This window comes from Thermogemmata fonticola (genome assembly GCF_013694095.1).
GTDB lineage: Bacteria > Planctomycetota > Planctomycetia > Gemmatales > Gemmataceae > Thermogemmata > Thermogemmata fonticola.
In genome coordinates, this window is sequence record NZ_JACEFB010000001.1 from 217,365 (window position 1) to 241,467 (window position 24,103).

13 protein-coding genes and 1 pseudogene are annotated in these 24,103 nt (G+C 58.1%); 8 read left to right on the forward strand and 6 right to left on the reverse strand.

Going from position 1 to position 24,103, the window contains the following annotated elements:
• Nucleotides 1-366 precede the first annotated feature (366 nt).
• The 3 genes and pseudogenes from H0921_RS00835 to H0921_RS18410 form a co-directional block, all read right to left on the reverse strand.
• A complete protein-coding gene (locus H0921_RS00835; RefSeq protein ID WP_228498880.1) occupies nt 367-3,954 on the reverse strand; it encodes a DEAD/DEAH box helicase in 3,588 nt (1,195 codons plus the stop codon).
• Nucleotides 3,955-4,055: 101 nt separating this feature from the next.
• Nucleotides 4,056-6,185: a formylglycine-generating enzyme family protein gene (locus H0921_RS00840; protein ID WP_194536134.1), complete on the reverse strand. Its 2,130-nt coding sequence runs from the start codon at nt 6,183-6,185 to the stop codon at nt 4,056-4,058.
• A 467-nt stretch (nt 6,186-6,652) separates the two neighbouring features.
• Nucleotides 6,653-7,012, reverse strand: a pseudogene (locus H0921_RS18410) (transposase); the annotation flags it as partial.
• A 586-nt stretch (nt 7,013-7,598) separates the two neighbouring features.
• Here H0921_RS18410 and H0921_RS00850 point away from each other — a divergent pair.
• The 4 genes from H0921_RS00850 (at nt 7,599) to H0921_RS00865 (ending at nt 11,651) form a co-directional block, all read left to right on the forward strand.
• Nucleotides 7,599-8,543 carry a sugar phosphate isomerase/epimerase family protein gene (locus H0921_RS00850; RefSeq protein WP_194536135.1) on the forward strand — a complete coding sequence of 315 codons (945 nt, stop codon included), beginning with the start codon at nt 7,599-7,601 and terminating at the stop codon, nt 8,541-8,543.
• Nucleotides 8,544-8,865: 322 nt separating this feature from the next.
• Nucleotides 8,866-9,309: a hypothetical protein gene (locus H0921_RS00855; RefSeq protein WP_194536136.1), complete on the forward strand. Its 444-nt coding sequence runs from the start codon at nt 8,866-8,868 to the stop codon at nt 9,307-9,309.
• Entirely contained in the window at nt 9,306-9,542 is a 237-nt protein-coding gene (locus H0921_RS00860) for a hypothetical protein (RefSeq protein ID WP_194536137.1), read from the forward strand. Before H0921_RS00855 ends, H0921_RS00860 begins: the two co-directional genes overlap by 4 nt.
• 108 nt (nt 9,543-9,650) lie before the next feature.
• A complete protein-coding gene (locus H0921_RS00865; protein ID WP_194536138.1) occupies nt 9,651-11,651 on the forward strand; it encodes an NAD(+) synthase in 2,001 nt (666 codons plus the stop codon).
• Between the two features lie 106 nt (nt 11,652-11,757).
• On the opposite strand, the gene pdxA is transcribed toward H0921_RS00865, so the two are convergent.
• Nucleotides 11,758-12,732 (reverse strand): 4-hydroxythreonine-4-phosphate dehydrogenase PdxA, encoded by a 975-nt coding sequence (gene pdxA, locus H0921_RS00870; RefSeq protein WP_228498881.1) that lies wholly within the window; start codon nt 12,730-12,732, stop codon nt 11,758-11,760.
• A 267-nt stretch (nt 12,733-12,999) separates the two neighbouring features.
• Here pdxA and H0921_RS00875 point away from each other — a divergent pair, with 267 nt between their 5' ends.
• The 4 genes from H0921_RS00875 (at nt 13,000) to H0921_RS00890 (ending at nt 20,915) form a co-directional block, all read left to right on the forward strand.
• On the forward strand, nt 13,000-14,253 hold the full coding sequence (locus H0921_RS00875; protein WP_194536139.1) for a PQQ-binding-like beta-propeller repeat protein: 1,254 nt from the start codon (nt 13,000-13,002) through the stop codon (nt 14,251-14,253).
• Between the two features lie 150 nt (nt 14,254-14,403).
• Complete coding sequence (locus H0921_RS00880) at nt 14,404-16,749, forward strand: BatA domain-containing protein (RefSeq protein ID WP_194536140.1); 2,346 nt, start codon at nt 14,404-14,406, stop codon at nt 16,747-16,749.
• Between the two features lie 202 nt (nt 16,750-16,951).
• On the forward strand, nt 16,952-17,494 hold the full coding sequence (locus tag H0921_RS00885; protein ID WP_194536141.1) for a hypothetical protein: 543 nt from the start codon (nt 16,952-16,954) through the stop codon (nt 17,492-17,494).
• A gap of 319 nt (nt 17,495-17,813) precedes the next feature.
• Complete coding sequence (locus H0921_RS00890; protein WP_194536142.1) at nt 17,814-20,915, forward strand: HzsA-related protein; 3,102 nt, start codon at nt 17,814-17,816, stop codon at nt 20,913-20,915.
• Between the two features lie 171 nt (nt 20,916-21,086).
• Here H0921_RS00890 and H0921_RS00895 read toward each other — a convergent pair whose 3' ends face one another.
• Together H0921_RS00895 and H0921_RS00900 are read right to left on the reverse strand one after the other, a co-directional pair.
• Entirely contained in the window at nt 21,087-23,192 is a 2,106-nt protein-coding gene (locus H0921_RS00895) for a prolyl oligopeptidase family serine peptidase (RefSeq protein ID WP_194536640.1), read from the reverse strand.
• Nucleotides 23,193-23,230: 38 nt separating this feature from the next.
• Nucleotides 23,231-23,995, reverse strand: a complete 765-nt coding sequence (locus H0921_RS00900) for an HAD family hydrolase (RefSeq protein ID WP_194536143.1) — start codon at nt 23,993-23,995, stop codon at nt 23,231-23,233.
• Nucleotides 23,996-24,103: the final 108 nt, after the last annotated feature.

Consider the following 24,103-nt stretch of genomic DNA (forward strand, 5'->3'; position numbering starts at 1 on the left):
ATTGTTACCCGTTTCAAACCGCGGAGCACCCTCTGGGACCCTCCATCTCCCTGCCATGTCGCTGACGACAGCGCCCATTTGCTGGAGATCACTTAGGACAATTTCGACAACTCCGGTGGGGAGGCAGAGTAGGCAAGCAATCTCGGCGGCGGTAGGTTGTTTGAGGACCGACACTGCTTCCTGAATGAACCCACGCAGGGGATTTTGCGGAGGCTGACCCTTGACGAGAACCGGGGTTTCATAGAGCACTACCTCAAGAGGCTCAGGGGCAATGGCAAGCACAAGTCGCCCCTTCGTCCCCTGAAGGGTTCCTTCGATCTGTCTAATCAGACGCTCGACGATTTTCCACCGTTGTGGTTGCATTTCTTACCCGCTCCAGCGAGTTTGCCATTTCTGCGGGACCTTCAAAAGACCACCACGTCCGTGTGCGAATACAAACAGAGCGTGGAGATGATCGCGCGTCTCAGCCTCGTCGCCAGTAACGTCGCTGCGCTTGCGGGCTAGTTCCACAGTGCTTCCATCGGCAATAACAAGGAGCAGGCAACGCGCTCGCGAGAACGCCACATTAAGCCTTTGACGGTTATCAACGAAGCCTAATCGCCCCTGCGAGTTGCTCCGTGTGCAAGTGAAGATAATCAGATCCCGCTCCTGCCCTTGGAAGCTGTCCACAGTCCCGACATGAAGAATGCCCGCACTTAGCAGCTTGTTTAGCTTTTGATCTTTCCGGAGCAGGTCTCTGATCTTCTCGACTTGCCGGCGGTATGGTGCGATCACCCCAAGGGTGGGGACGCTAGACTCTTTGTCGTCCGCTTTGTCAACTTGGAACTCTGGTAGCTTGGCAAAAGCACGAAGAATGAACACAGCAAGCTCCTGCTCAAGCGAGTTGACATAACCCGTCCCTAGTCTCTTCTCCTGACGGTCGGGAAGCTGTTGTGTGTCGAGAACGAGGAGATTCGGACGGTCGGGAAGAAAAGCCGGTCTTGGCATCGTATGGTTGGCTACATGCGGGAAGTCGTGCAGGCGGCCACCGTAGAACTGTTGGGAGACGAAAGCAGATATATCAGGATGCATCCGACCCTGGTGGTCGAGGAAAACGTAGCGACCGCTTTTCTCAAACGGCTCTTGCAACTCCTCGAAAAGCGAGCGAGTGATTACCTTGGGGTCAAGTCCCTCACGTCTCAAGCGTTTCTGCAATTCATCGTCGCTATAGGGTGGTAGCTGCTGGTGGTCACCGACCAGCACCCACTTCTCGCCGCGGATCAACGGCACGAGCAAGCGGCGCGCCTCCTCCTTGCCGGCTTCGTCCACAATAACGTAATCGTACACCACGGAACGAAGCTCGCGGTGGGTGGCACACCCGATAGTGGTTGCACACACCAGATTGGCGTTGGCGATCAGCAGTTCGGAGAAGAATCGGGGGTTTTTCTGCAGAAATTCCAGCCAACGGCGTAGCAAGCGGACGCATTCCTCAGGACGAGTCCCTTGCGCCCGTAATTGCCGCCAGGCACGGACACGTCCTTCCTGACAGTTGAAATCTATGGGTAATTCCCGCTCCAGCGCCGGATGACATTCCCATGGACCGAGATTCAGCAATTCTCCATTTTGCAGCGCAAACGACCAGGATACCGCATCGCAAGCTGCACCATCTTCTAGGATGTCCCAAACCTGGCGATCCCGTCGCAAAGCCTGCCTGAATTTCTCGAGCTTCTTGCCTACTTGTTGTTCTAATTTTTCTCGGTACTCAGTGTTGAAGCAGTCGAGAGTGAAGCCTCGGAGGTGCTCAGGAATCCGGTGTGTGGAACCGACGCGATAGGGGGCGATACCTAGCTCCATTACCAGGTTTGTTCCTCCTCTTGGCGTGACCAAGCGCTCCAGCACGTTGTCCACCGCGACGTGAGTTGGAGCGACGAGCAGCACCTTGAAGCCGGGATTCTTTCTGTGCATGCGAAAGAGTTGGCGGAGGATTTCGAGAATCACCGTGGTCTTGCCGGTGCCCGGCGGTCCCTGAATCAGCGTCATGTCCGGACCAAAAATGGCGGCCCGTACCGCCTCCTCCTGTTTTGCGGACAATGGCGTCAAAGGGGGAATCGGCAAGGGCGGCCACGGTGATGTGATCGGGTCGAGCTGCTCGGGGCTGCTCAGGATGGTCCGGAGGGTGTTCAGCGTCATGTCGTCTAGAGTCAATTCTTCGCCAACGATGCCTCGCTTCTCCGCCTGATTCTGCTGGTCCAGGTCGAGGAGATCTAGGGCGTTGTCGATGAGTCGCAATTGGGTATCCGGCAGGAATAACCGAATGTTCTCCCGTTCCTTATCCTCCGCTGCTGCACTATCACAGACCCGCTCGATCAACGCCAGCCCGCGAGGGGAGTCACAACCGACATTCAAAACAATCTCTCCTACCCCATCCTCGGTGCCTTGGACGGAACGAATGATGAGCCGGGCGTAATCCTCACCCACTCGCAACTCCAGGGGATATCGATCCCAATGGATGCCCTCCGGATTTAGGCTCACCAGGCCGTCGATCCACTCTTTGACAGTTTCTTGCTTCTCGGGAATCAGCAAATAGTCTGGGCCCTCACGTTTTAAACAAGTCACACCAACTTCCAGTGTATCACGTTCCAACTCGCACACTTTCCTCCAACTCGCGATCCGTTTGGACAGCTCGGGAGTTTTGCCGATGAGCCACTCCTCGACGGTTTTGATCCGCGTTGCGATTTCCTGCTGTTGGCCTTGCAGCACCAGCAACTCGCGGATCAGCTCCGGTGCATTCCCAGCTAGCGGGGTTCGGCCAGGCACGCCTTCCTCCCACCGGGCCACGATCCGAGCAAAGGGCGATAACGCTAAATCGGCTTTGCGGGTGCCAATAAGCATCCAATCTGAAATGCCTATCAGAGGTTTCTGGGGTGTCAATCGAATTTGGCACTGCAGCCCTTCCGGCACCGCGACGAGGACATCGGATTCCTGGCCCGTGACCTCGTAGAGATGGAGGCCACGGGTCATCGCTTGACAAAGCTGTTCAGGTGTGAGTTTGTGTTGTTGCAACTCCTCCTTGCTTCGCTCGGAGACACACAACCGGATGAAACCGGCATGCAATTCCCGTGGTGACCAAGTGATCCTCCAAGAGTGGTAGGCCCGTTCGGCGTTGGAGATTTGGACCAGCCAATTCTCACTTCGAACCTCTGTATCATCAGCTTGGGAGGCGGGTAACCAGACCGCGGAGAGCCGACACAGCAAATCTACACTATAAGTCTTTCTCTCAAGTGAGGTTAATAGCCAATGTCCGACATCGGTGTTCTCAAAGGATGCTTGGTAGATGTTAAGAAGAATATCATGCGATGGTAAAAATAACTGGAGGCCGGTCTTGCCTGTTTTCCGATGGGTCAACAGCTTGACGACGAAAACCTCTGTGTTACTTGCAAACAGGTCGTCGAGCACCTCGTCGGAAAAGGCGTCATCCTGCCGCAGTTTTTTAGACACATGCAGCACCTGTGTCCCCGCATCGATCACAGGTGGCTGCCAATTCTTGACGCAATCTTCGTACTGTTTGTTGATCTCTTTGATTTGGTCTAACAACCTCGTGGCATCACTAGTGAGGTCATCTTTCCTCAGTCCTCGATCGACGTGCCAAATGGCGCGCAACACAGCCAGCGGATGCCCCTTCGGAGGGCTTGCGTCGACTTTGAGGAGTCGCCAGTCTCTGGGTCCTGGTGGTTCTGGCTCATGGCTCAGGACGATACGAAGTCGCCCCTGGTCAATCAGGCCGACTACTTTGCCACCGATGCCTCTGTCGGCTGGCTCTACCCCGACAACTTCCAGCCCTTGGTTGAGGCTAGCCACCACACTACGGCGATCTTTCCCAATCTTACGTAGCATCTCCTCCTGATTCTTGAATATGAAGAGCCGGAACGGGCCGACGGACAACAGTGTCAAGGCCGCTACCCGTTCTTTCCGCAAGCGCTGCAATTCCTCGTACTGGGCGACAATGTCCGACCTTTTGCCACGTAAGAGGTATTGGTACAGGGGCAGATCGCGAAGCCCAGTCGTAGGCGTGTCGGTCATGTCAATGGCTCCACCCCAAGGTCAACCGCAACCCGGAATCCTATAGGTGCGGTGAAGGCGCCGGTGATCGGTTCCATCCCCACACGGTGAGCCAAATGGTAATCCCTCGGATTGAATTCGGGATTTCGTCCGCGAACGACACGCAAGGTCTCCTCCCAAAACTGCGACGATGGCTCCATAACTGGATCGAACACGACCAAATTATTGTCGTAGGCCGAGCTGTTGAATGCGTCCTGAGTCCACTCCAGGATGTGGCAGATGTGGACTCCGTAGGGAGAGATGCATTCTTCCTTCCAATCTTTGCCTGAAGGGTAACGCCTTTCGTCCACGCTTCCCCTCGCTGCCTTTTCCCATTGGGCTTCGGTTGGCAGATGCCCTCCCTTGACTGCCCACTGGGCATATGCCTGTGCTGCAAACCACGTCACATGAATGGCATACGGGTGGTCCTGCGGTACATCGTCGGGCAAACCCTGGACCGGGAAGAATCCACGTTCGACCCGCAGGATACCTCCCTGGTTTTTAACCCATCGCTCAAAGGACTTTTGGGAGACCGGTTCAACATCGATGAGGTAGCTTCCCAAATGTACTCGCCGTTTTGGAGAGGTTTCTTTGGCATGATCAGCCCCACGGCAAAATGAACCAGCGACGATCAAGACCATGATCGCGCCGTCCGACTTACGGCGAAATTGCATTGGCTTGCCCTTGGGTACTGGAAGGCGTTGCATCCCAAGGTCTTCAATGCGGCTTAGCAGCTTCTCCATAAGCTCCGACCGCTTCTCCATAAGCTCCGACCACAAACGCGCCAGTACGCGGTCGCGGGCTTGCAGGATTCGATCAGTTTGGACGGTGGTAAACCCGGCTTGGACATCGAGACGACGGGTTTGTTGATCTAGCATGCGCAAGTCTTCGGGAGTTCCCAACCGCTCAGCAGCGTCACAAGCAGCAATCAACAAGGCTGGACGCTTCGCGGCAATCGAAAAGACGTATTGGAGATGGTGGCGGAACTGATTGACGCGATCGAGGTCATGGTACGCTCCACGCGATGTCAATGTAGGCTGTTTTCGCAATGACGGATCGCTGGCCAGCACAGCAGCGACTGCACCGATGGTCTCTGCGAGGCAATAGTCGTATTTCGGGTCAGGTGAGGAGCGATCTAGCTCAACCAGTCGGTTCAGGTGCTTCAGAAGCCAATCAGCGATAAAGTCGCAGGCTAACGGCTCTGTCTGCCAAGCCTGTAAGCCTCGATCGTTCTCTCCAAACACACGTTCGAGAACCGCTACCGCCCCTCGGCAACGATTGGGCATGACTGGTCCTAGGTTCCATTCCGTACTAGACAGTTCCACTCGCAGGTAAGGAAGACAGGCAGCTCCAATCCGATCTGCCTGCATCAACAGCACCTGTTCGTGGGGTTCGGGTTGCGGGTTATCCGGTGAGGTTCCGCAACGAAACCCATACGGCGAGGGGGGCCTGTCTTCCTCGGTGAACAGGCTGGCCACATAATTGAGCCGCTGGCTGCCTCGCTCAAACCAGGCCGCGATGAGGGCGAACACGACTCCGGAGTAAATCAGAGACAGTATAATACTCACCCACCCTGGCCAAGGCGATTCTTCTTCCCCAACGACTGAACGGAGGAGGGTTGTAAGTGGCGGCAAGGGAGTGGTAATTTGAATCAAACTGGTCCGAACGGCAGATTCCCAATCTCCGAGCCCCCACGCCGCCAGAGTAACCCCTGTTAGCAGGGCGAACAGAACCACCGACGTGAAGGGGAATTGAAGGAAGAACTTGAAGTAAGAAACAGGAACCGGTCGTTTCCCGGAACGCAGATCTTCATAAGCCGCCTCGGCCTTGAGGTAGCTCCAGACATAACAAAAACAGATAGCCATCAGGAGGGGTAGAAACGATAAAAAGCAGGCGAGGACGACCTCTCCTCTCGAATCAAGCTTTGTTGACGTGTTTGGCAAAGCGAATGTCAAGAGCAAGGCAGCAAGAAACAACACGATGGCAGTAGCTAAATCGGTCAACAAGCTTCTCTTCAGCCACTGATACTTAGCGCGACGCCACCAGCGGCCTACCGTGCGACCAAAACGGTTAGAGAAAGTCTCAGGAAAAAGGGCTTGGTTTGGCATAAGCTAAGCAAACCTCTGCACAACTTATCGCAACTGGATGTTGGTTGGACAAACCCAATTGTCGCCAAATTGTACTGATACACAATGTCATAAAAGACTAGAATAGGTTGCATAGGAATATAATAGCACCTTCAATGATTCGCTAAGACTGTGAGAGAGTGTTTCAAAAGTCAAGCGGTTCAACAGTTTCAGCAGGCAGCGGATGCTAGCACAGTCGACCACAGCTTCGCTGAAAGCCACCGCCTCCTCCTCATCGCACCCCAAACGGCGTTAGCAACCCAGCCAAGCAAACAGACACTCCACCACCCCACCATGAGGCAGGCTGACCCCGCTTTGCACCCCCCTGCGGTCGACGCACAAGGTCAAGCCACCAACCCCACTGCACCCGCACGTCACCCACGATGCCCTCGTCTCCACCCTCGGCCCCCATGCCAGGGCAAACTTGCCGCCGGTGACGTCCGGGATGCCTACGCTGTACACCACGACCACCAGCCACAATCCCAGGGTGCCCACCTCAATACCCCGCTTGCGGGGTCGGGGGATGTCTGGACACTTTGGCGGTCGATGATCCCGGCGCTAGGGCTGGGGAGACGACCAGCCTTTTGGCAGACCTGCCCTACCAGCACAGCGTTGATCGGCTCCTTCAGTCCGCTGTCCGTCCAGCGACGGAAGTAGCCAGAGACGGTCTGCCCAGGCGGGAAGGCTGTGGGCAAAATTCGCCAAGGGCAGCCGGTGCGGATGACGGAGAAGATGGCGTTGACGATGTGGCGTGGTGACCATGTGCGTGGGCGTCGATGTTTGGATGTGGGAGGGATGGGTTGCAGGGTTGGCCATGTGGTAGACTTGAGGTGGGTCGGGTAGGTGGGTTGGACTTTGGGCGTTCTTCTGGCCTACCCGGCCATCCAGGAACTTTCAAAATACTCTCTGAAGGGCTACGACGGAATGAAAGCCCACGAGAGGACGATCTCACCACGAGAGGTCTACTGCATTCCTGAAGCCCTCGATCGACTGATTGCACCCTACACGGCTTTGGAGAAGCCTGACGAAGTAAAGAAATCCAAAGCTCTGCGTGCTCAATATTCCACGATCCAGAGGGGGGGGAAGAAACCACAGTAACTTGTGTTCGTGAAGCTAGCTAACAGGTGCAGGCGGAAGTCGTCGATGATCTCTTCGACCTGCTCTACAAACGCATTATGGATGGAACACCAGGGTCACGCGAATTCGTTTTGCATAGCCAAGTCAATGGCGAAGTCGTTAGGTTCCCTTAGTCGCGGCCCAGAACCTTGCTACCCACCGATTAGGGCACGATGTCTACCCTCAGCGCAGTCATCTTCGAAAGTGCAAATTATTGAGCCAGAGCACGATATTTGGTGTATGATAACGCGATGAATGAATATTCCAGGAGGCAAGCTCATGGGCAAAGCGCGCATTTCGATCGGGACGTGGGCCTATCTGTTCAACCAGAAAGAGCCGACGAATGACTTCCATGTGATCCTGCATCGCTTGCAAAGCCTCGGCTATGACGGCGTGGAGTTGGGGAGTTTCGGGCCGCATCCGTCTCCGGCATCTCATCCGACCAAAGCCCAACGAGCGCGCCTGAAGCAGGAGATCGCCGATCATGGTTTAGCTCTCTCCGGCATCGCCATTGACCTCTGGGCCTTCAAGAATCCCGGAACGTCGATCCTGGATGACCCGCCCTCCGCGTACCTGACGGCCTTTCTCGGCTGGTGCAATTTTGCGGCGGATGTGGGAGCACAGACCATCCGCGTCGATACCGTGGTGGCTCCGGATTACTTCGAGAAGGACCCCGAAGGCCAAAAAATCGGCCGCCAAAAGGGCCTGGAGCGCATCGCGGCGGTGTGGGACAAAGCGAGCAAAATGGCGGCAGACTTCGGCTTGAACGTGTGCTGGGAGTTCGAGCCAGGCTTCGCTTTCAATAAGCCCTCTGAAATCCTGCAACTGGTGGACATGGTCCGCAGCCGGGGGAACAACAACTTCGGCGTCCTGTTCGACACCTGTCATGCGCACATGTGCGCAGCCGTGGGAGCCAACCAAGTGGGACCGCGCGAAACCTTGCCTGGAGGCGAACTGGAACTTCTCGAAAAGCTCAAGGGGAAGATCACCCACGTCCACCTCATCGATTCCGACGGTACCCTCAACGAGCACAACACCAGCACGCATAATCCCTTCGGTACCGGCCGGCTCAATTTCGACAAACTGCTGCCCGCCTTGCGACAAGCAGGGGTGCCTCACGACTGGTGGTGCGTCGATTTGTGTTTCTGGCCTGACGCTTGGAACGTGACGGAACAAAGTAAGAAGTTCCTGGATCAAATGCGGGAAAAATACGCCGCCGCATGAGGAGTACACACACTGCGCGGAATTGGGCCAGCTCCCATCACGGCCCAGATAACTACCCTGGTCCTGGTCGTTCCTTCCCGTTCTCGATAGGACGCCACTCACGAGGAAGGCGGCGTTTCCCGGCTTGGCCCGTATTTCCCGGCCTGGCCCGTACACGCCCAAGCCTCATTCTGCTGCACCTGCCCAAATCCGGCGGCTGACTTGGATTTATTCCGACTCCGAATTATCCCTACCCCCTTGGCCACGCTGGACAATAGCCTGGGAGGAGGAGCCACCGCCCGATACAATAGAGAAAACGCCCTTCGACTCTGAGGGCTTCATCATGCAAGACCTGCGGCAATTCGACCGGGATGGCATCCACTTCCGCTATCCAGCAAACTGGAAACTGGAGCTGGACGAGGACGCCGGCAGCGGAGGCTGGACGGTGACTCTCACCAGTCCGCAGACTGCCTTTGCCCTTTTTGCCCTGCGGCCGGATGCTCACAGTATCGTGCAACTCGCCGATGAAACCCTGGCGGCGATCCGTTCCGAATATCAGGAATTGGACGCAGAAGATTGTGTCGAAACCGTGGCGGGGCAGATGGCGGTCGGGCATGATATTGACTTTGTGACCATCGACACACTCAGCATCTGTCGGACGCGCTGCGTGGATACACCGGCGGGGCCGCTGTTGATCTTGCGTCAGGTCAGCGAGTACGACCGCCAAAAAAACGAACCCGTCCTCGACGCCATACTCGCTTCCTTGACAGTGGATGACGACGAGTGATCACAGCCCTTGTCATTCTCCTGCTCCTGCTCGCCGGTGATCTGTTCTTTTGCTTTGTGTTGCTTCTGTTCGTGTGGTATCACCAGCGCCGCGAGAGCCAAGCCCAGCAGGAGGAGGCGGACGCCGCCGCTCAGCCGGACCCCTCGCTCGGCTGCCTGATAGCATTCAGCTTGGCGGGTGCCGCCCTGTTATTACTTCTGGCCTGGCTGTTATGGCCTTCGATCCGAACATGACGATATAACCGGCTTGATCGCCAAATTCCGCGAAGCCGGCAGGCTGCGGGTGCCGAGTAGGATCAGGGGGCCAAGTGGAGCCAAGCAGCGATCGCATACAATGGCTTTATGCATCCCTATGGTTACGTGCGGGTAGCCGCCGCGACGCCACGCTTGCATTTGGCCGATGTCGCCTCGAACGTCGCGGAAACGTTACTGCTCCTCGAACAGGCCGAGGCGCTGGGGGTCAATCTCCTCGTCTTCCCGGAGTGCCACCTCACAGGTTACACCTGCCATGACCTCTTCCACCACGAGACGTTGCAGCGGAGGGTTTTGACCCATTTGCAGCACCTGATCCGGGAGGGCAGCCGACGCTACCGGGGAGTCGCAGTTTATGGCACGCCGTGGGCAGTCGATGGCCAGGTCTTCAACGTCGCAGTGGTGGTTCAGGGAAGCGAGATTCTGGGGATTATTCCGAAGAGTTACCTGCCCACTTATAAAGAGTTTTATGATCGGCGTTACTTCAGCGCCGCGGGGCACGCTCTCCGGCGGACGATCTCATGGGAGGGGCAGGAAGTCCCCTTCGGAGCCGATCTATTGTTCTGCTGTCGCTCGTGGCCGGAGCTAATTTTCGCCGTGGAAATCTGCGAGGACCTGTGGGTTCCCATTCCGCCTTCCTCTTCTGCGGCTCTGGCGGGCGCCATGATCCTGTTGAATCTGTCGGCGAGTAATGATCTGGTGGGGAAGGCGTCTTATCGCCGCCAACTGGTGGTGAGTCAATCGGGGCGGTGTTTGGCTGCCTACGTTTACACCTCGTCCGGTGTTGGGGAATCCAGCACGGACTTGCTCTTCGGCGGGCATGCTCTGATTGCGGAAAATGGAACGCTCCTCGCGGAGAGCGACCGCTTCTCGTACACGGGAGGTTTGACTGCCGCTGATGTCGATCTGCAACATCTCTGGCACGACCGCTGCCAGATGACCAGTTTCCATGACAATCGCTTGGCCCATGCGCAAGAGTGGCGGCGCATCCCCTTTTCCTTGGAACTGTCACCCCGTTCGCCGGAGTTATTGCGCGCGATCGATCCGCAGCCCTTTGTGCCCGCGGACCCGGCAAGCCGAGATGAACGCTGCCGGGAAATCTTCCACATCCAGGTTTCCGCCCTGGCTCGGCGGCTGGAGCAGACCGGCACGCCGCCAGTCGCCATTGGCGTGTCCGGCGGCCTCGACTCGACCCTGGCCTTGCTGGTGGCCTGCAAGACAGCGGATCTGTTGAAACTGCCCCGCCGCCACATTCACGCCCTCACCCTTCCAGGATTCGGCACGACCGAGCGGACGCTCTCCAATGCCCGCAGCTTGATGGAGGCGTTGGGCGTCTCGGCCCAGGAAATCGACATTCGGGAAATATGCCTGGAACAAATGCGTGCTCTGGGCCATGCGCCCTTCGGCATCCCCCTGACCGGAGAAACCGTGGAGTCGTTCAGCGACAAGCTGCGGCGTTTGCCGGCCAGCCGGCGGTACGACCTCGTTTTTGAGAACGTACAGGCCCGTGTGCGAACCTCTCTGTTGATGAATACCGGTTTTGTCATCGGCACGGGGGACATGTCCGAACTGGCCGTCGGGTGGTGCACCTACAACGCCGACCACATGAGCATGTACAACGTCAACGTCAGTGTGCCGAAAACGCTGGTTCGCTTCCTGGTCCGCTGGGCTGCCGAGCACGAATTTCAGGGGAATACCCGGAAAATACTACTGGATATCGCCGATACTGTCATCACGCCGGAGTTGTTGCCTCCCGATGCTTCTGGGAACATCGTGCAATTGACCGAGGAGGTGGTCGGGCCTTACGAACTGATTGACTTCTTTCTGTACCATTTTCTGCGTTTCGGTTCCTCACCGGAGAAAATCCTCTATCTGGCCCGTCAGGCTCGTTTCTCGCGCCCCTATTCGCCGGAGGAACTGAAGCACTGGTTGCGGACCTTCCTGAAACGCTTTTTCGCCCAGCAATACAAGCGAAGTTGCTTGCCGGACGGACCGAAGGTCGGAACAGTCAGCCTCTCCCCTCGCGGGGATTGGCGGATGCCCAGCGATGCCGCCGTCCAAGAATGGCTAGCCGCCACGGAGCCAACCTGACAGAACCCCCAGGCCGAGTTGCTCATCGGGTTAGCAGACGACTCCCCCCAGCGGCGGGTGATGACGGGATGACGAAACTGACCGCGGTGTTTGGATTTTTCCCCCCTTATACTCCGGAGCTAGGAAATGGGTCCCGCAACCGCCCTTCGGCCAGGCGCGCTGCCAATTCCACTGCGCGCACCAGGCTGCTGACCTCCGCCACGCCCTTCCAGGCGATGTCGAAGGCCGTGCCGTGATCGACTGAAGTCCGCACAATCGGCAGTCCCAGGGTAACATTCACCGCTTCCTCAAAAGCCAGAGCCTTGAGGGGGATAAGCCCTTGGTCGTGATACATGCAGATGTAGGCATCTGTGCGTTGGCGGAGAGAGCGAATGAAAGCGGTGTCTGGGGAGAGGGGACCTTCGACGCGATACCCTTCGTGAGCGGCCTGTGATACCGCCGGAGCAATGAAGCGCTCCTCTTCCTGGTCTCCAAACAAGCCGTGCTCCCCGGCATGGGGATTGAGACCGCATACCACGAGGCGAACTTCCCGTTGGCGGAGGCGTCGCATTGCGCGGGCCGTCAGGCGGATCGTTTGGAGGATGGATTCAACACTCAACAAGCGCGGGACTTCTCCGTAGCCGACGTGACCTGTGACTAAGGAGCAGGTGATCGCCTCACTGGTCAGCATCATGCACGTGAAGGGGCTGCGGGTCTTATCGGCGAGCAATTCCGTGTGGCCGGGATAAGGGACGCCGGCCTGATGCCACGCCTCTTTGTGGATGGGGCCGGTGCAGATCGCTGCTACGCGACCTGCGAGGGCATCCTCGATCGCTTGACAGACGTAGCGATACGAGGCTTCGCCGCAGGGGGCTGCGATACGGCCCGGCGCCACGGCGTCCAAGCCTGGAATATCACGGACCCACTCCGCCGCCGGTTCAGGCCAACCGAGCTGCCGAGCAACCCGGCTTAGGAGAGAGCGATCCCCGTAGATGATCGGCTGACAGATTTCGTGGACGTGGGGGAGTTGCAGCAGGCGCAAGCACAATTCTGGACCCACTCCGGCGGGATCGCCCATCGTGACGGCTATCACAGGCTGCATGCTTGAGTTCCTTCTGTCTGGATCGATGTCATTCCGCTGATATTATCGGCTTCGGCTTTTGGAAGTCCGTGAGTAACCCTCGGGAAAGAGGGTGTGCACCAGATGCCCGCGGTCCGACCGAAAATCAAAGCTCCGTACCGTTTGGCTTCGCGACGCTAGACTGGTATGATGATGGCTGAACCCGCCGGTTCGCTGGCAACCCCACGGTTGCCGCTTGAGTGTCCTCCCTGCTTAATGTCCCCTGTCTTTTCGGAGTGAACGGCTGCCATGAGAAGCGTATGGTTTTTGTTGGGTCTGGGAATCGTTGTGGTTAGTTTGGCCAGCTTGTCGTCCGCGGCGGATTGGGACCGTTTCCGTGGTCCGAACGGTTCCGGCATCGCCGACGGACCTTTGCCTCCGATTGACCCTGCCAAACCTTTGTGGAAGACAGCCATACCCGGAAAAGGAAACGGTTCGCCGATTGTGGTGTCGGGCAAGGTGTATCTGCAAAGTGCCTCTGCCGATGGAAAGAATCGCTTTTTGATCTGCTTGGATGCTGCCAATGGCAAGGTGTTATGGACCAAGACTCATCGCGGGAGCGCTGCCAAGACCCATGTCAAGAATTCGCTGGCTTCCAGCACCCCAGCGAGTGATGGCAAGCATATCTATTGTGTCTGGTGGGATGGTTCCGGTGTCGCCATCCATGCCTACGATCTGGAAGGCCGGGAGTTGTGGCATACTTCCTTGGGCGGTTATGTGAGCCAGCATGGTCCGGGATTTTCCCCCATCGTGCATCGGGGGATGGTCTATGCCAATGTGGATGACGACGAGCATGCCGAGCTGATCGCCCTGGATGCGGCGACGGGAGAGCGGAAATGGATAGCACCCCGGAAAAAGGAACGAGCCTGTTATTCCACACCCTTCATTCTGCGCCGCCCCGGCCATGATGAAGAACTCGTGGTCGGCACGACCCATCAGATCACCGCTTACGACCCCGCCAGTGGTCAGGTGAAGTGGGACTACACCCTGACTTGGCCCAAAGGGCAGATGCCCTTGCGCGTCATCGGCCATCCGATTTATGTCGAGGATCGCTTGATCATGGCATGCGGTGATGGCAGCGGCGCGCGCTACATGATCGCCTTGGACCTAAGCGGCCAAACTCCGCGTAAAGCCTGGGAACTGCAACGGGGCACCCTTCCCTATGTTCCCTGCATGCTCACGCGGGACGGCCTGCTCTTTTGGATCGGCGATCACCGCGGCTCCCACGCCACCTGTGCCGACCCGCGAACGGGCAAAATCCTCTTCAGCGAGCAGATCATGATTAAGGAATCGTCCGCCTCGCCGATCCTGATGGGGGATCGCATTCTGGCCATTGCCGACACTGGGGAGTTCGTCGTCTTCAAGGCCCAGCGGGAATACGAGGAGCTGGCGAAAGGCCATCTGGGTCAAAAGGTGATTGCGACTCCTGCTGCCGCCGATGCCCGGCTCTATATCCGCGGCGAGACGCATCTGTTTTGCTTTGGAAAGACCGGGGCGCCTTGACCAACCGCCGGGGTGGACCCTGGCTGGCTTCTGCTCCTGGGGTGGGTGGACCCTGGCTAGCCTCTTCCCCCGCCGTCAAGGCAGCCGGTTGGAGACACAGGTGACTCCGCGTGCCCCCCTTCCCACCCCACCGGCGGATAGAATGGGGATATGAACGCGATCCTGCTCACCGGGGCGGCCTTGGTGGGGCTGCCCATCCTCGTCCATCTACTCCTGCGGCAGGAGCCGAAACGTCTGCGCTTCCCCGCCTACCACTTCCTCACCCAGAAACTGCGGACCAATCAGCGGAAGCTGCGCCTGCGGCACCTGCTGCTGCTGCTTTTGCGAATGGGGCTGATCGCTCTCTTCTGCCTGGCCCTGTACCAACCGGTGTTGTACAGCGAGCGCATCCACTTCTTCGGCGAGCAGCCGGTCGCCGCGGTGTTGATTCTCGATACCAGTCCGAGCATGGGCTTGCTCCACGAAGACAAGACGCGCCTGGAGGAAGCCCGCCGCCGCGCTCTAGAGTTCCTCGACGAGCTACCGGCGCGCTCCGCCGTAGCCATTCTGACCACCGATGATCCTCACGGCCGTTGGACCGACATCAGCGAAGCCCGTTCTCTGGTGCAAGGGCTGGATCAGCCGGTTGCTTCCAGCGGTTCAGTCAGTGCCGCCCTAGCCAGTGCTTACCAACTGCTGGCTAAAGTCGAACCGCCAGAGGGGGACGATCCCAATGCCTGGAGCCGATTGATTGTGCTTTACACGGACTGTACAACGGGTTCCTGGGACCCGGAGCGCACCGAGGACTTGGCTCGCTTGCGCGATTCGCTGCCGGACCCCAAACCGGTCCACACCGTCATCGATGTCGGCGTCCCTCAGCCGATCAATTTTGCCCTCACCTCGGCCCAGATGAAGCCTCAGATTATTGCCGCCAATCAACCGGCCATCATCACTTTAACCGTCACAGCTGCCGGTCCTGCCGGGGAAGAGGCTCCGGAGATCGTCGTCAGCGCCGAACTCGATCAAGGACAACAGGTCCAAAAGAAAACCCTGCGCGTGCCGTATGGTCAATCCCGCCCCCTGCGCATCGAGTTCCAAAATCTCGCTCCCGGCCTGCACAACGCTACCTTCCGAATCGAAAACACCGACCGCCTTATAGCGGACAACAGCCGCTATCTGACGTTCCAGGTAGGAGCCGACCGGAATATCCTCACGATCAGCGACCGGCCAGAAGATGCCTTGTTCTGGCAAGCGGCTCATGCTGCCAAGGGAGAGTTCGACTGCCTGGTCGTCACGCCGGAGCAAGTCCGCCGGAACGCCGACGGACGAGTCCTGGTCGAATATCCCGATCCCGGCAATCCCAAGGCTCAAGTGCAGGAAGAGTTGAGCCGTTTTGATTTGATCACACTGCTCAACGTCCGCCATCCAGGTCTATCCAGTAGAGGCGGAACCTTATGGGACAAGCTGCGCCCTTACGTGCAAGCGGGGGGGAAACTATTGATCATCCCTGGACCGGAGCTGGAGGCAGAGGAATACAACAGTGCCGTGGATCTAATGCCGGCGCAGATTGGGAAGGTGATCGATACCCGCCAATTAGACCCGTCACCGCCCCCCCAAGCGGCACCCGGCTGGCCGGAACCCCGCGACGGCACTAGCGGAGTCACATGGCGCCTCGATGACCGTACCTTACAGCACCCGTTGTTGAAAGACCTGCAACTCTGGCGGCAAAAGGGTAACGTCACGGAAGTGGTCAATCCCCGGCGTACCTGGAAGTATTATTCCGTGACTCCGGCGCCGGAGGCTGCCGTCATCGTCCGTTACAACGACCATGCAGATCCGAATCAGCAGCGGCCTGCCGTCTTGGAACGAGGCATCGCCGATCCCAAAGAGGAAGGCAAAATCAAGGGGCGCGTCCTGTTGCTCACCACCCGCCTGGACGTGCCCAGCAGCGAGCATCCCCCCTGGAACGATTACTGGGAGACCGAAGGTTCCAAGTGGTACGTCGTCTTCCCTTACTGGCTGGCCCGGTATTTGGCCGGAGACATCGCCGATGCCAACTTCAACTACACCTGCGGAGATGTCGTCATTCTGCCGCTGCCGAAAACCGCCATCCCCCGCGGCAGCAAGGCCATCCTGCAAGGGCCGGGTGTGGTGGGAAGCGACCAACTCCTGGAGCTGGGCGAACAGCAAACGGAATTGCGCTTGGGACCGCCGCGCGTCTCTCAGCCGGGACATTACACGGTCAGTTTGGAAAGTCTGGGCTGGCGCGAAGCGTTCAGTCTTAACCTTCCTCCCCAGGAATCGCTCCTGGAGCGCCTCTCACCCCAGCTTTACGAGCCTCTCACAGGACCCAACAGCGTCGTCACTTTGGACAAAAACCGCACTCTACGGGAGATGATTGAGCGCACCTTTGGCGGACCGATCGAGCTATTTCCCTGGCTACTCCTAGTCCTGTTTGCCGTCTATGCCACGGAAGCCATCTTGGCTAACCGCTTTTACGCTTCCCGCCGCCGCTGATCAACTCCGGTTATCTTGGGTAGGGTATGCTTTCTTTTCACTCAGGGATGATGAAAGCGACTCTTCCTTCAGGCTTCCGCACTGTCTCTGCGTGCAGTCCTGCCGTGGGAGTGTTGAATAATCCGGGGAGGTTCGCCGTCCAAAGGGTAGAAGTGGAGAGGTTCCACTTCGGGATCTTGGGGTTTTCTCTAGGAGAGTGGCGATGCGTCTGTTTTACACCCTGACGGCAGCCCTACTGGTGGTGGGCGTCTCCGGTGTCCGAGCCGAGGAGATCAAATCGGGGCCGACCGACAAAATTGGCGGAGCATTTTTCGTCAAGGCGATTACGGGGGAGAAGAAAGGGGAATCCTTGTGCTATGTTTGCAAGTTCAATGGGGAAGCCCGGCCGGCGGTGGTGCTGATCTTCACTCAGAAAGCGGATGACCACCTGGCGGAGCTGGTTAAGGCGGTCGACGCCGTGCAGAAGAATAACAGCAAGCTCGGCACCGTTGTGGTGGGCATCCGGGGCGTGGAAGCCTCCGACTTCGAGAAGCTGCAGGCGACACACAAGCTCACCACCGCTCTGACTATCGCTGAGGAGAAAGAGGGACCGAGCCGCTACAAGCTCAACCCCGAAGCGGCGGTAACGGTGCTCGTGTACAAACAGGGCGGCACCATCGTTAAAAACTTCGCTTTCAAGGACACGAAGAGCGCTGCGGAAAAGGCCAAGGACATTGCTGTGGCAGCGGAGGAAGCCCTCAAATAACCGGCCCTTCCCTTCGCGTTTCGCACCGACCAACTTTGCGATGCTTTTCTCACACCGGGGAGACATGCTCTCGTCCCAGGAGCAAGTCTCTTCGGTGTCTTTTTGGACAATATCGCAACACGGAATCCATTCGCTCAGCTGATCGGCAAATCGCGTGTTCGGAATGCCTCCAGGTCCAGGACGGCGGTCTGAAAACAGATTCGGGAAAATGAGCACGGGACAGGTCCAGGCACGCGGACGGGATGGGCAGCAGCACGCATAATATCCCCAGTGTGGGTGAGGACAGAAGCAGAGCGGAGGAGATGCCGGGAGGCACACCATGATGCGCGGCCTAGGTCGTTGGTTGTTCCTCGGAGGTCTTTTAGGTTGGGGCTTGTTGCAGGGACCTGAAGCTTCGCCGGCCTCGCAAACGGCTTCCTCGTCAGTTCAACCGCGGCCCATCCGAGAGGACCCGGAGGTCAAGATCGATTACGACATTGTTTACGTCCGCACACCGCGTAAGGGGGATCGTGTCGGCACGAATTGGGCGGAGATTTCCAACCCGCACTTTATGGATCCCGGCGGGGATTTGGTCCTGCTTCATCCGGACGGCACGGAAGAGGTGCTGGTCCGCGGCGGGAACGGTTCCGTGACGGACCCCATGGTTTCCTTCGATGGAGAATGGGTTTATTACAGTCTCTTTCATGATCTGCGAGATGCCAGCCCCTCCTGTGCCAGTGCTAGCGGCGCGGATATTTACAAGATTCACCTCAAGACGCGCCAGATCGTGCGCCTGACACGTCAGGAATTTGCTCCGAACACCGGGGCGGCGAACTGGTCGGACGACTTTCGCACTCCCCAGGAAGGCAAGAACTGGCTTCCCTACGGGGTGTTGAATCTCGGCCCCTGCCCCCTTCCCGGCGGCAAAGTGGTATTTACGAGCAATCGCCACGCTTTCCGGCCTCCCAAACGGCTGCCGCACACCTTGCAGCTTTTCATCATGGATGATGATGGCTCCAATGTGGAATGCATTGGGCATCTCAATTTGGGCTGTGCCTTGCATCCGGTCGTGCTGCGCGATGGCCGGATTATGTTCTCGACCCTGGAATCCCAGGGTTTACGGGCCTCAACCTTGTGGGGTTTGTGGGTCATCCATCCCGATGGCACCAATTGGGGGCCGCTGGCCAGTGCTTTCCTTCCGGGTGCAAGTCCCACGGCGTGGCATTTTCAAACTCAGATTTCCGACGGTTCCATTGTCGCCGAGGAGTATTACAACCAAACAAGCAGCGGGTTTGGGAGTTTTGTCAAATTCCCGGTGGAATTGCCTCCCGGCACGCCGGCGTTCGGTCCCGCTTGGACTGAAGACCCCCGCAATCCACCCTTGGTTCACGGGCACAAGGACAATGGCCAACCACGCATTCGCCGCTTGCCGTTCAGTCCCTTCGGGATCGAGTCGCTGACTCGCTTTGCTCGGGCGGATGAAGGGCCAGCCGATTTTGCCATGCCGGGCCGACGGACAGGACCGCGCTTGGGCAAAGTGACTCACCCCGCGGCGGCTCCGGACAATCACCTCCTGTGCGTTTGGTCGCCTGGTCCGGTCAACGGCGGTTACACCGTGCACGTCCCCGCCCCGGATGGCGGCATCTATCTCATTAAGAAATCCCAGCCGGTAGACTCTCCCGGTCAACTGCTGCTGATTAAGAATGATCCGAATTACAATGAGCAGTGGCCGAGAGCGGTCGTGCCGTACAGACGCATCTACGGTGTAGATGAGCCGAAACGCCTCCCCCCTTTGGCCAATGACGGCTCCCGGTCACCGCATCTACCTGCCGGCACGCCCTTCGGTCTCGTCGGCACCTCCAGTTTGTACAAGCGGGAAAGTTACCCGAATGGCCGCGTGCCTCCCGGTCAGGTGACGGCCAGTTTCGCCGGTGGTTCCGACCCCACGGGTTATCAGGACCTCGACCCGTTCAATCTCCTGAGCGATGAGCCGCTGTCCTGGAACTGGTTCAATCAAGGAGCGGATGCCGGACGGTATCGCAACGAAGATATTCACGCCATTCGTATCCTGGTCATGGAACCGACCACAGACCGCGCGAAGGGTCCCAAGAGTGGGCGGACGTTCCGCAGTCATGCCAACGAACGGCTCCGCATCCTCGGCGAAATCCCGGTGCGTAAGATCGGCCGCGGACCGAACGGCCAGGAGCCTCTGGATCCCGATGGTCACCCGGACACAAGTTTCCTGGCCCGGATTCCCGCCGATGTGGCTTTCACCTTTCAAACCCTGGATCGCCGCGGTATGGTCCTCAACATGGCCCAGACGTGGCATCAGGTGCGTCCGGGAGAAGTCCGCCATGACTGCGGCGGCTGCCATGCCCACAGCCAGAAACCGACGGACTTTGCCCGCACCTACGCCGCTCGGCCGGATTACCAGGTCTTTGATTTGACCCGCCAAACGCCGCTGTTGACCAGCAAGGCCCACGATCAAAGCGGGCAGCGCTGGGATGCCACAGATACCACCGGCTTGCGTTACGTCCCCCGCGTGCACAACGTCGAGTTCTGGCGGGATGTCAAGCCGATCCTCGAACGCAGTTGCGTCCCCTGCCACAGCGGGCCGAAACCAGCGGCGGAACTCGACTTGGGAGACTTCCGCACCGTCCGCCTGCCTGATGCTGACGATGTTCCCGGCACCTATTACCGCTTGGCGATGGATCACGCCGGTCGCTTCGGGTACAAACCCCTCGCCGGAGCTTGGCGCGCTCCGAATGCTTCCCGTTACATCCGCATGTTCCAATCACGCCGCAGCCTGCTCATTTGGAAAATCTACGGCGAACGCCTCGACGGCTGGAGCAACGATGATTTTCCCACAGAAACCAAGCCCGGCGACCCTAGCACCCTCCAACTCAAAGGCCAGCCTGTCCCCAATACTGCAGCCAACCGTGCTCGTGCTGATCTCGATTTCACCGGTAGCATCATGCCGCCACCGGAGGCTGTCCGCAGCGGCAAAGCGGCGCCCTTGTCCGACGAGGATAAACTGACCCTTGTCCGCTGGATTGACTTGGGATGCCCCATCGATCTCGATTACGATCCTCAACGTCCCCAAGACCCCGGTTATGGCTGGATGCTTGACGATCAGCGTCCCACGCTCACCCTGAGCATCCCCAAAGCCGGGGACAACCCGCCGCTGGCACGCATCCTCGTCGGTATGCACGACTACGGCAGCGGCTTGGACCTGGACAGCTTCTCCGTCATCGCTGACTTCCCGCTCCAAGGGCAGCCACCTGGCCAGAATCTCGCCCCCCTGTTCCGCGCCCGCGGTGATGGTGTCTATGAACTGACGCTCAATCCGCCCGTGACCGTACCGCGAGGGCGGATCATCGTCGCGGTCAAAGATAAACAGGGGAATATCAGTCGCATCGAGCGGGTGTTTTCCGCCAGGTAAACCAGCGCAACCCCTGCTTGAGTCGGCCCCCTTGTTGATCGAGGCTGCTCTATTCCTGCCATCTCACCGGCCAAGGGGTACCACCAATCCATGCCGCATAGCGGCGAAGGAGGGGGTACTGTCCCTCTCCCCCTGGCCGGAGACGGGCGTTGCTCTGCGTACCGAAACGGGTCAATCCGGAATGGTAGGCTGAAAAGCTAGGTTTTTGACGAGAAAGGCCCACTGGTCGGCGATTTCTTCGATGATTTTGCTTGTGGGTTTACCTGCCCCGTGGCCTGCTTTCGTCTCGATGCGAATGAGGACAGGGGCAGGGCCGGTTTGCATCGCTTGCAGAGCTGCCGCGAATTTGAAGCTGTGGCCGGGCACCACGCGATCATCTGTATCTGCCGTGGTCACCAACGTCGCCGGATAGCGGCGCGGGCCATTCCGCAGCAAGGCGTGATAGGGACTGTAGCGGTACAGCTCACGGAACTCTTGAGGATTTTCCGAGGAGCCGTAGTCATCTACCCAATAGCGCCCCGCGGTGAACTTGTGAAAGCGGAGCATGTCCATGACGCCGACCGCAGGCAAACAGGCGCCGAAGAGGTCCGGCCGCTGCGTCATGCACGCTCCGACCAGCAGTCCGCCGTTGCTTCCCCCCTGAATGGCGAGCTTCTCCGGGCGGGTGTACTTCTCCCGGATCAAGTATTCCGCCGCTGCAATGAAGTCATCAAAGACATTCTGCTTCTGCAACCGAGTGCCCGCGCGATGCCAGGCCTCGCCGTATTCCCCTCCGCCGCGGATGTTGGCGACAGCGAACACTCCGCCCATTTCCATCCATTGCAAACGACTTACAGAAAATGCTGGTGTCAGCGGTATGTTGAATCCGCCATAACCATACAGCAAGGTTGGGTTATTGCCATCGAGTTTGATCCCCTTCTTATGGGATATAAACATAGGCACACGCGTACCATCTTTGCTGGTGTAGAAAACTTGCTTGACCTCATAATCATCTGGATTGAACTTAACCTTAGCACGCCAATACAATCGGCTTTCACCCGTCAAGATGTTATAGGAGTATATACTCGGCGGTGTGGCAAAACTGGAAAAGGTATAGAAGGTGATCGTATCACTTCGCTTGCCGGAAAAGCCGCTCGCCGTGCCGATCCCCGGTAAATCCACCTCACGAATGAAGCGGCCCTCCAAGTCATGAATCTTGACCTGAGTGCGTGCATCCTTCAGGTAGATACATATGAAGACATTGCCGACGAGATTGACATCCGTCAATGTGTCGGCTGTTTCGGGAATGAGTGTCTTCCAGTCCTTCTTTTCCGGCTTGCGAGTATCAATGGCAATCACTTGGTATTTTTGTGCATTGTAATCCGTCAAGAAATAGAAAACTGGGCCATCGTTACCAATGAAGAAGTATTTATTGTCATGGTTGTCGATCAATTCGATAGGCAAACCGTAAGGTTCCTGCAAATCCTTGTAGACGATGCGCACTTTGCGGCTGGTGGTGCCATCGTTGACGGAAATGATCAGGTAGCGGCCATCCTCGGTCACGGTGGCATTGATCCCCCAGCGGGGTTGGTCCGGCCGGTGGTAAACGAGAACATCCTCGCTTTGCGGAGTTCCCAAACGGTGATAGTAGAGCTTCATGTTCAGGTTCAGGCCCTGGAAGGCGGCGCCCGGCGGAGGTTCCGGAAAACGGCTATAGAAGAAGCCTTTACCGTCCGCGGTCCAGCTTGCCCCGCTGAACTTGATCCACTTCAGCTCATCGGGGAACATCTTCCCGCTATCGACATCGAGCACTTTCCAGGTTGTCCAATCGCTGCCCGCTTCAGCGACTCCATAGGCGAGGTAACGGCCATCGTCGCTCAAAGCGGTGCCGGAAATCGCCACGGTGCCGTCTTTACTCCAGGTGTTGGGGTCGAGCAACAGGCGGGCTGGCCCATCTAACTGCTCGCGGACGTAGAGCACGCTTTGGTTTTGCAAGCCGTCGTTGCGGGTGAAGAAGTAGCGTCCCCCCACCTTGACGGGGGCGGACATTTTCTCGTAATTCCACAAGTCGGTGAGGCGGCGGCGGATCGCTTCCCGTTGGGGAATGCTTTCCAAATAGGCAAAGGTGACCTTATTCTGCGCTTCTACCCAAGCGGCCACGTCCTTCGACTGACGGACATCATCCTCTAGCCAGCGATATGGGTCGGCCACCGACACGCCATGATAATCCTCGACCACCTCTACTTTTCGGGTTTCGGGATATTGAAGGGCTGGTTGCCGTTGTCCCCACGCTTCCATCAGCACAAACCCTCCGAGTAGGAACACTCCCACCGCGCTCAGTTTCCAGAATGGTGTTCGAGGCATGGTCCGGCCCTCCGCAGGTGGTTGAAATTGTCCCGGTCCGACTCTATGGCATATGACTCCTGACACCAGATGGTCAAAAGAGGTCTGGCGTGGTTCAGGTCCGGGAAAAGCCAGTCGGGGTTGTGGTACGCGAGGGCTTCCAGGCTATGCCAGCCGGTGGCCACAGCCACCGCTTGAGCACCGATGGCCCGGGCACTGCGAATATCCAAGGGGGTATCTCCCACTACCCAGATGTTTCGCGTCGAGCCATGAGCTGCGCCCGCCGTCACTCCCAGATTTTGCAAAGCGGCGCGGGCCACGTCATCGCGATCTTCGTGATCGTCGCCAAAACCGCCGCCAGCGAAATAGTCCCACAGTCCGAAATGCTGGAGTTTCCGCTGCGCTCCCTGACGGATGTTGCCCGTGAGCAAGCCCAGAAGCACTCCCGGTGTTGCAGATAATTGTTGGAGGACCTCCGGAACAGCAGGGCAGACCGTGCCGCCTCGTTGCCGTAACATCTCCGGCAAAAGGTGAAGGTAAGCCTCCTGGAGCCGGCGGATGTTCTCTTCCTGCGGATAAATCCCATGCAGCGCTAGCAAGTCCCGCGCGATGGCCCGATCCGTCCGCCCCGCGTAGGGAACGCCGTCTTTCACCTCGCGGAGTCCGAAGACCGAACGCAGGGCTTCCTCCATCGCGGCTTTGCCCGCTCCTCCCGTGCGTACCAACGTGCCATCAATGTCGAAAAGAACCACGTGCATATGGAAAAGTATATGGAAGCGAGGAAAAACAGCGTCCTTTTACGACGTCGTTCCCTTTTCCCGCCGCATTCCCTCCAGGAATCTAGCAACAGAATCCTAGATGACGCG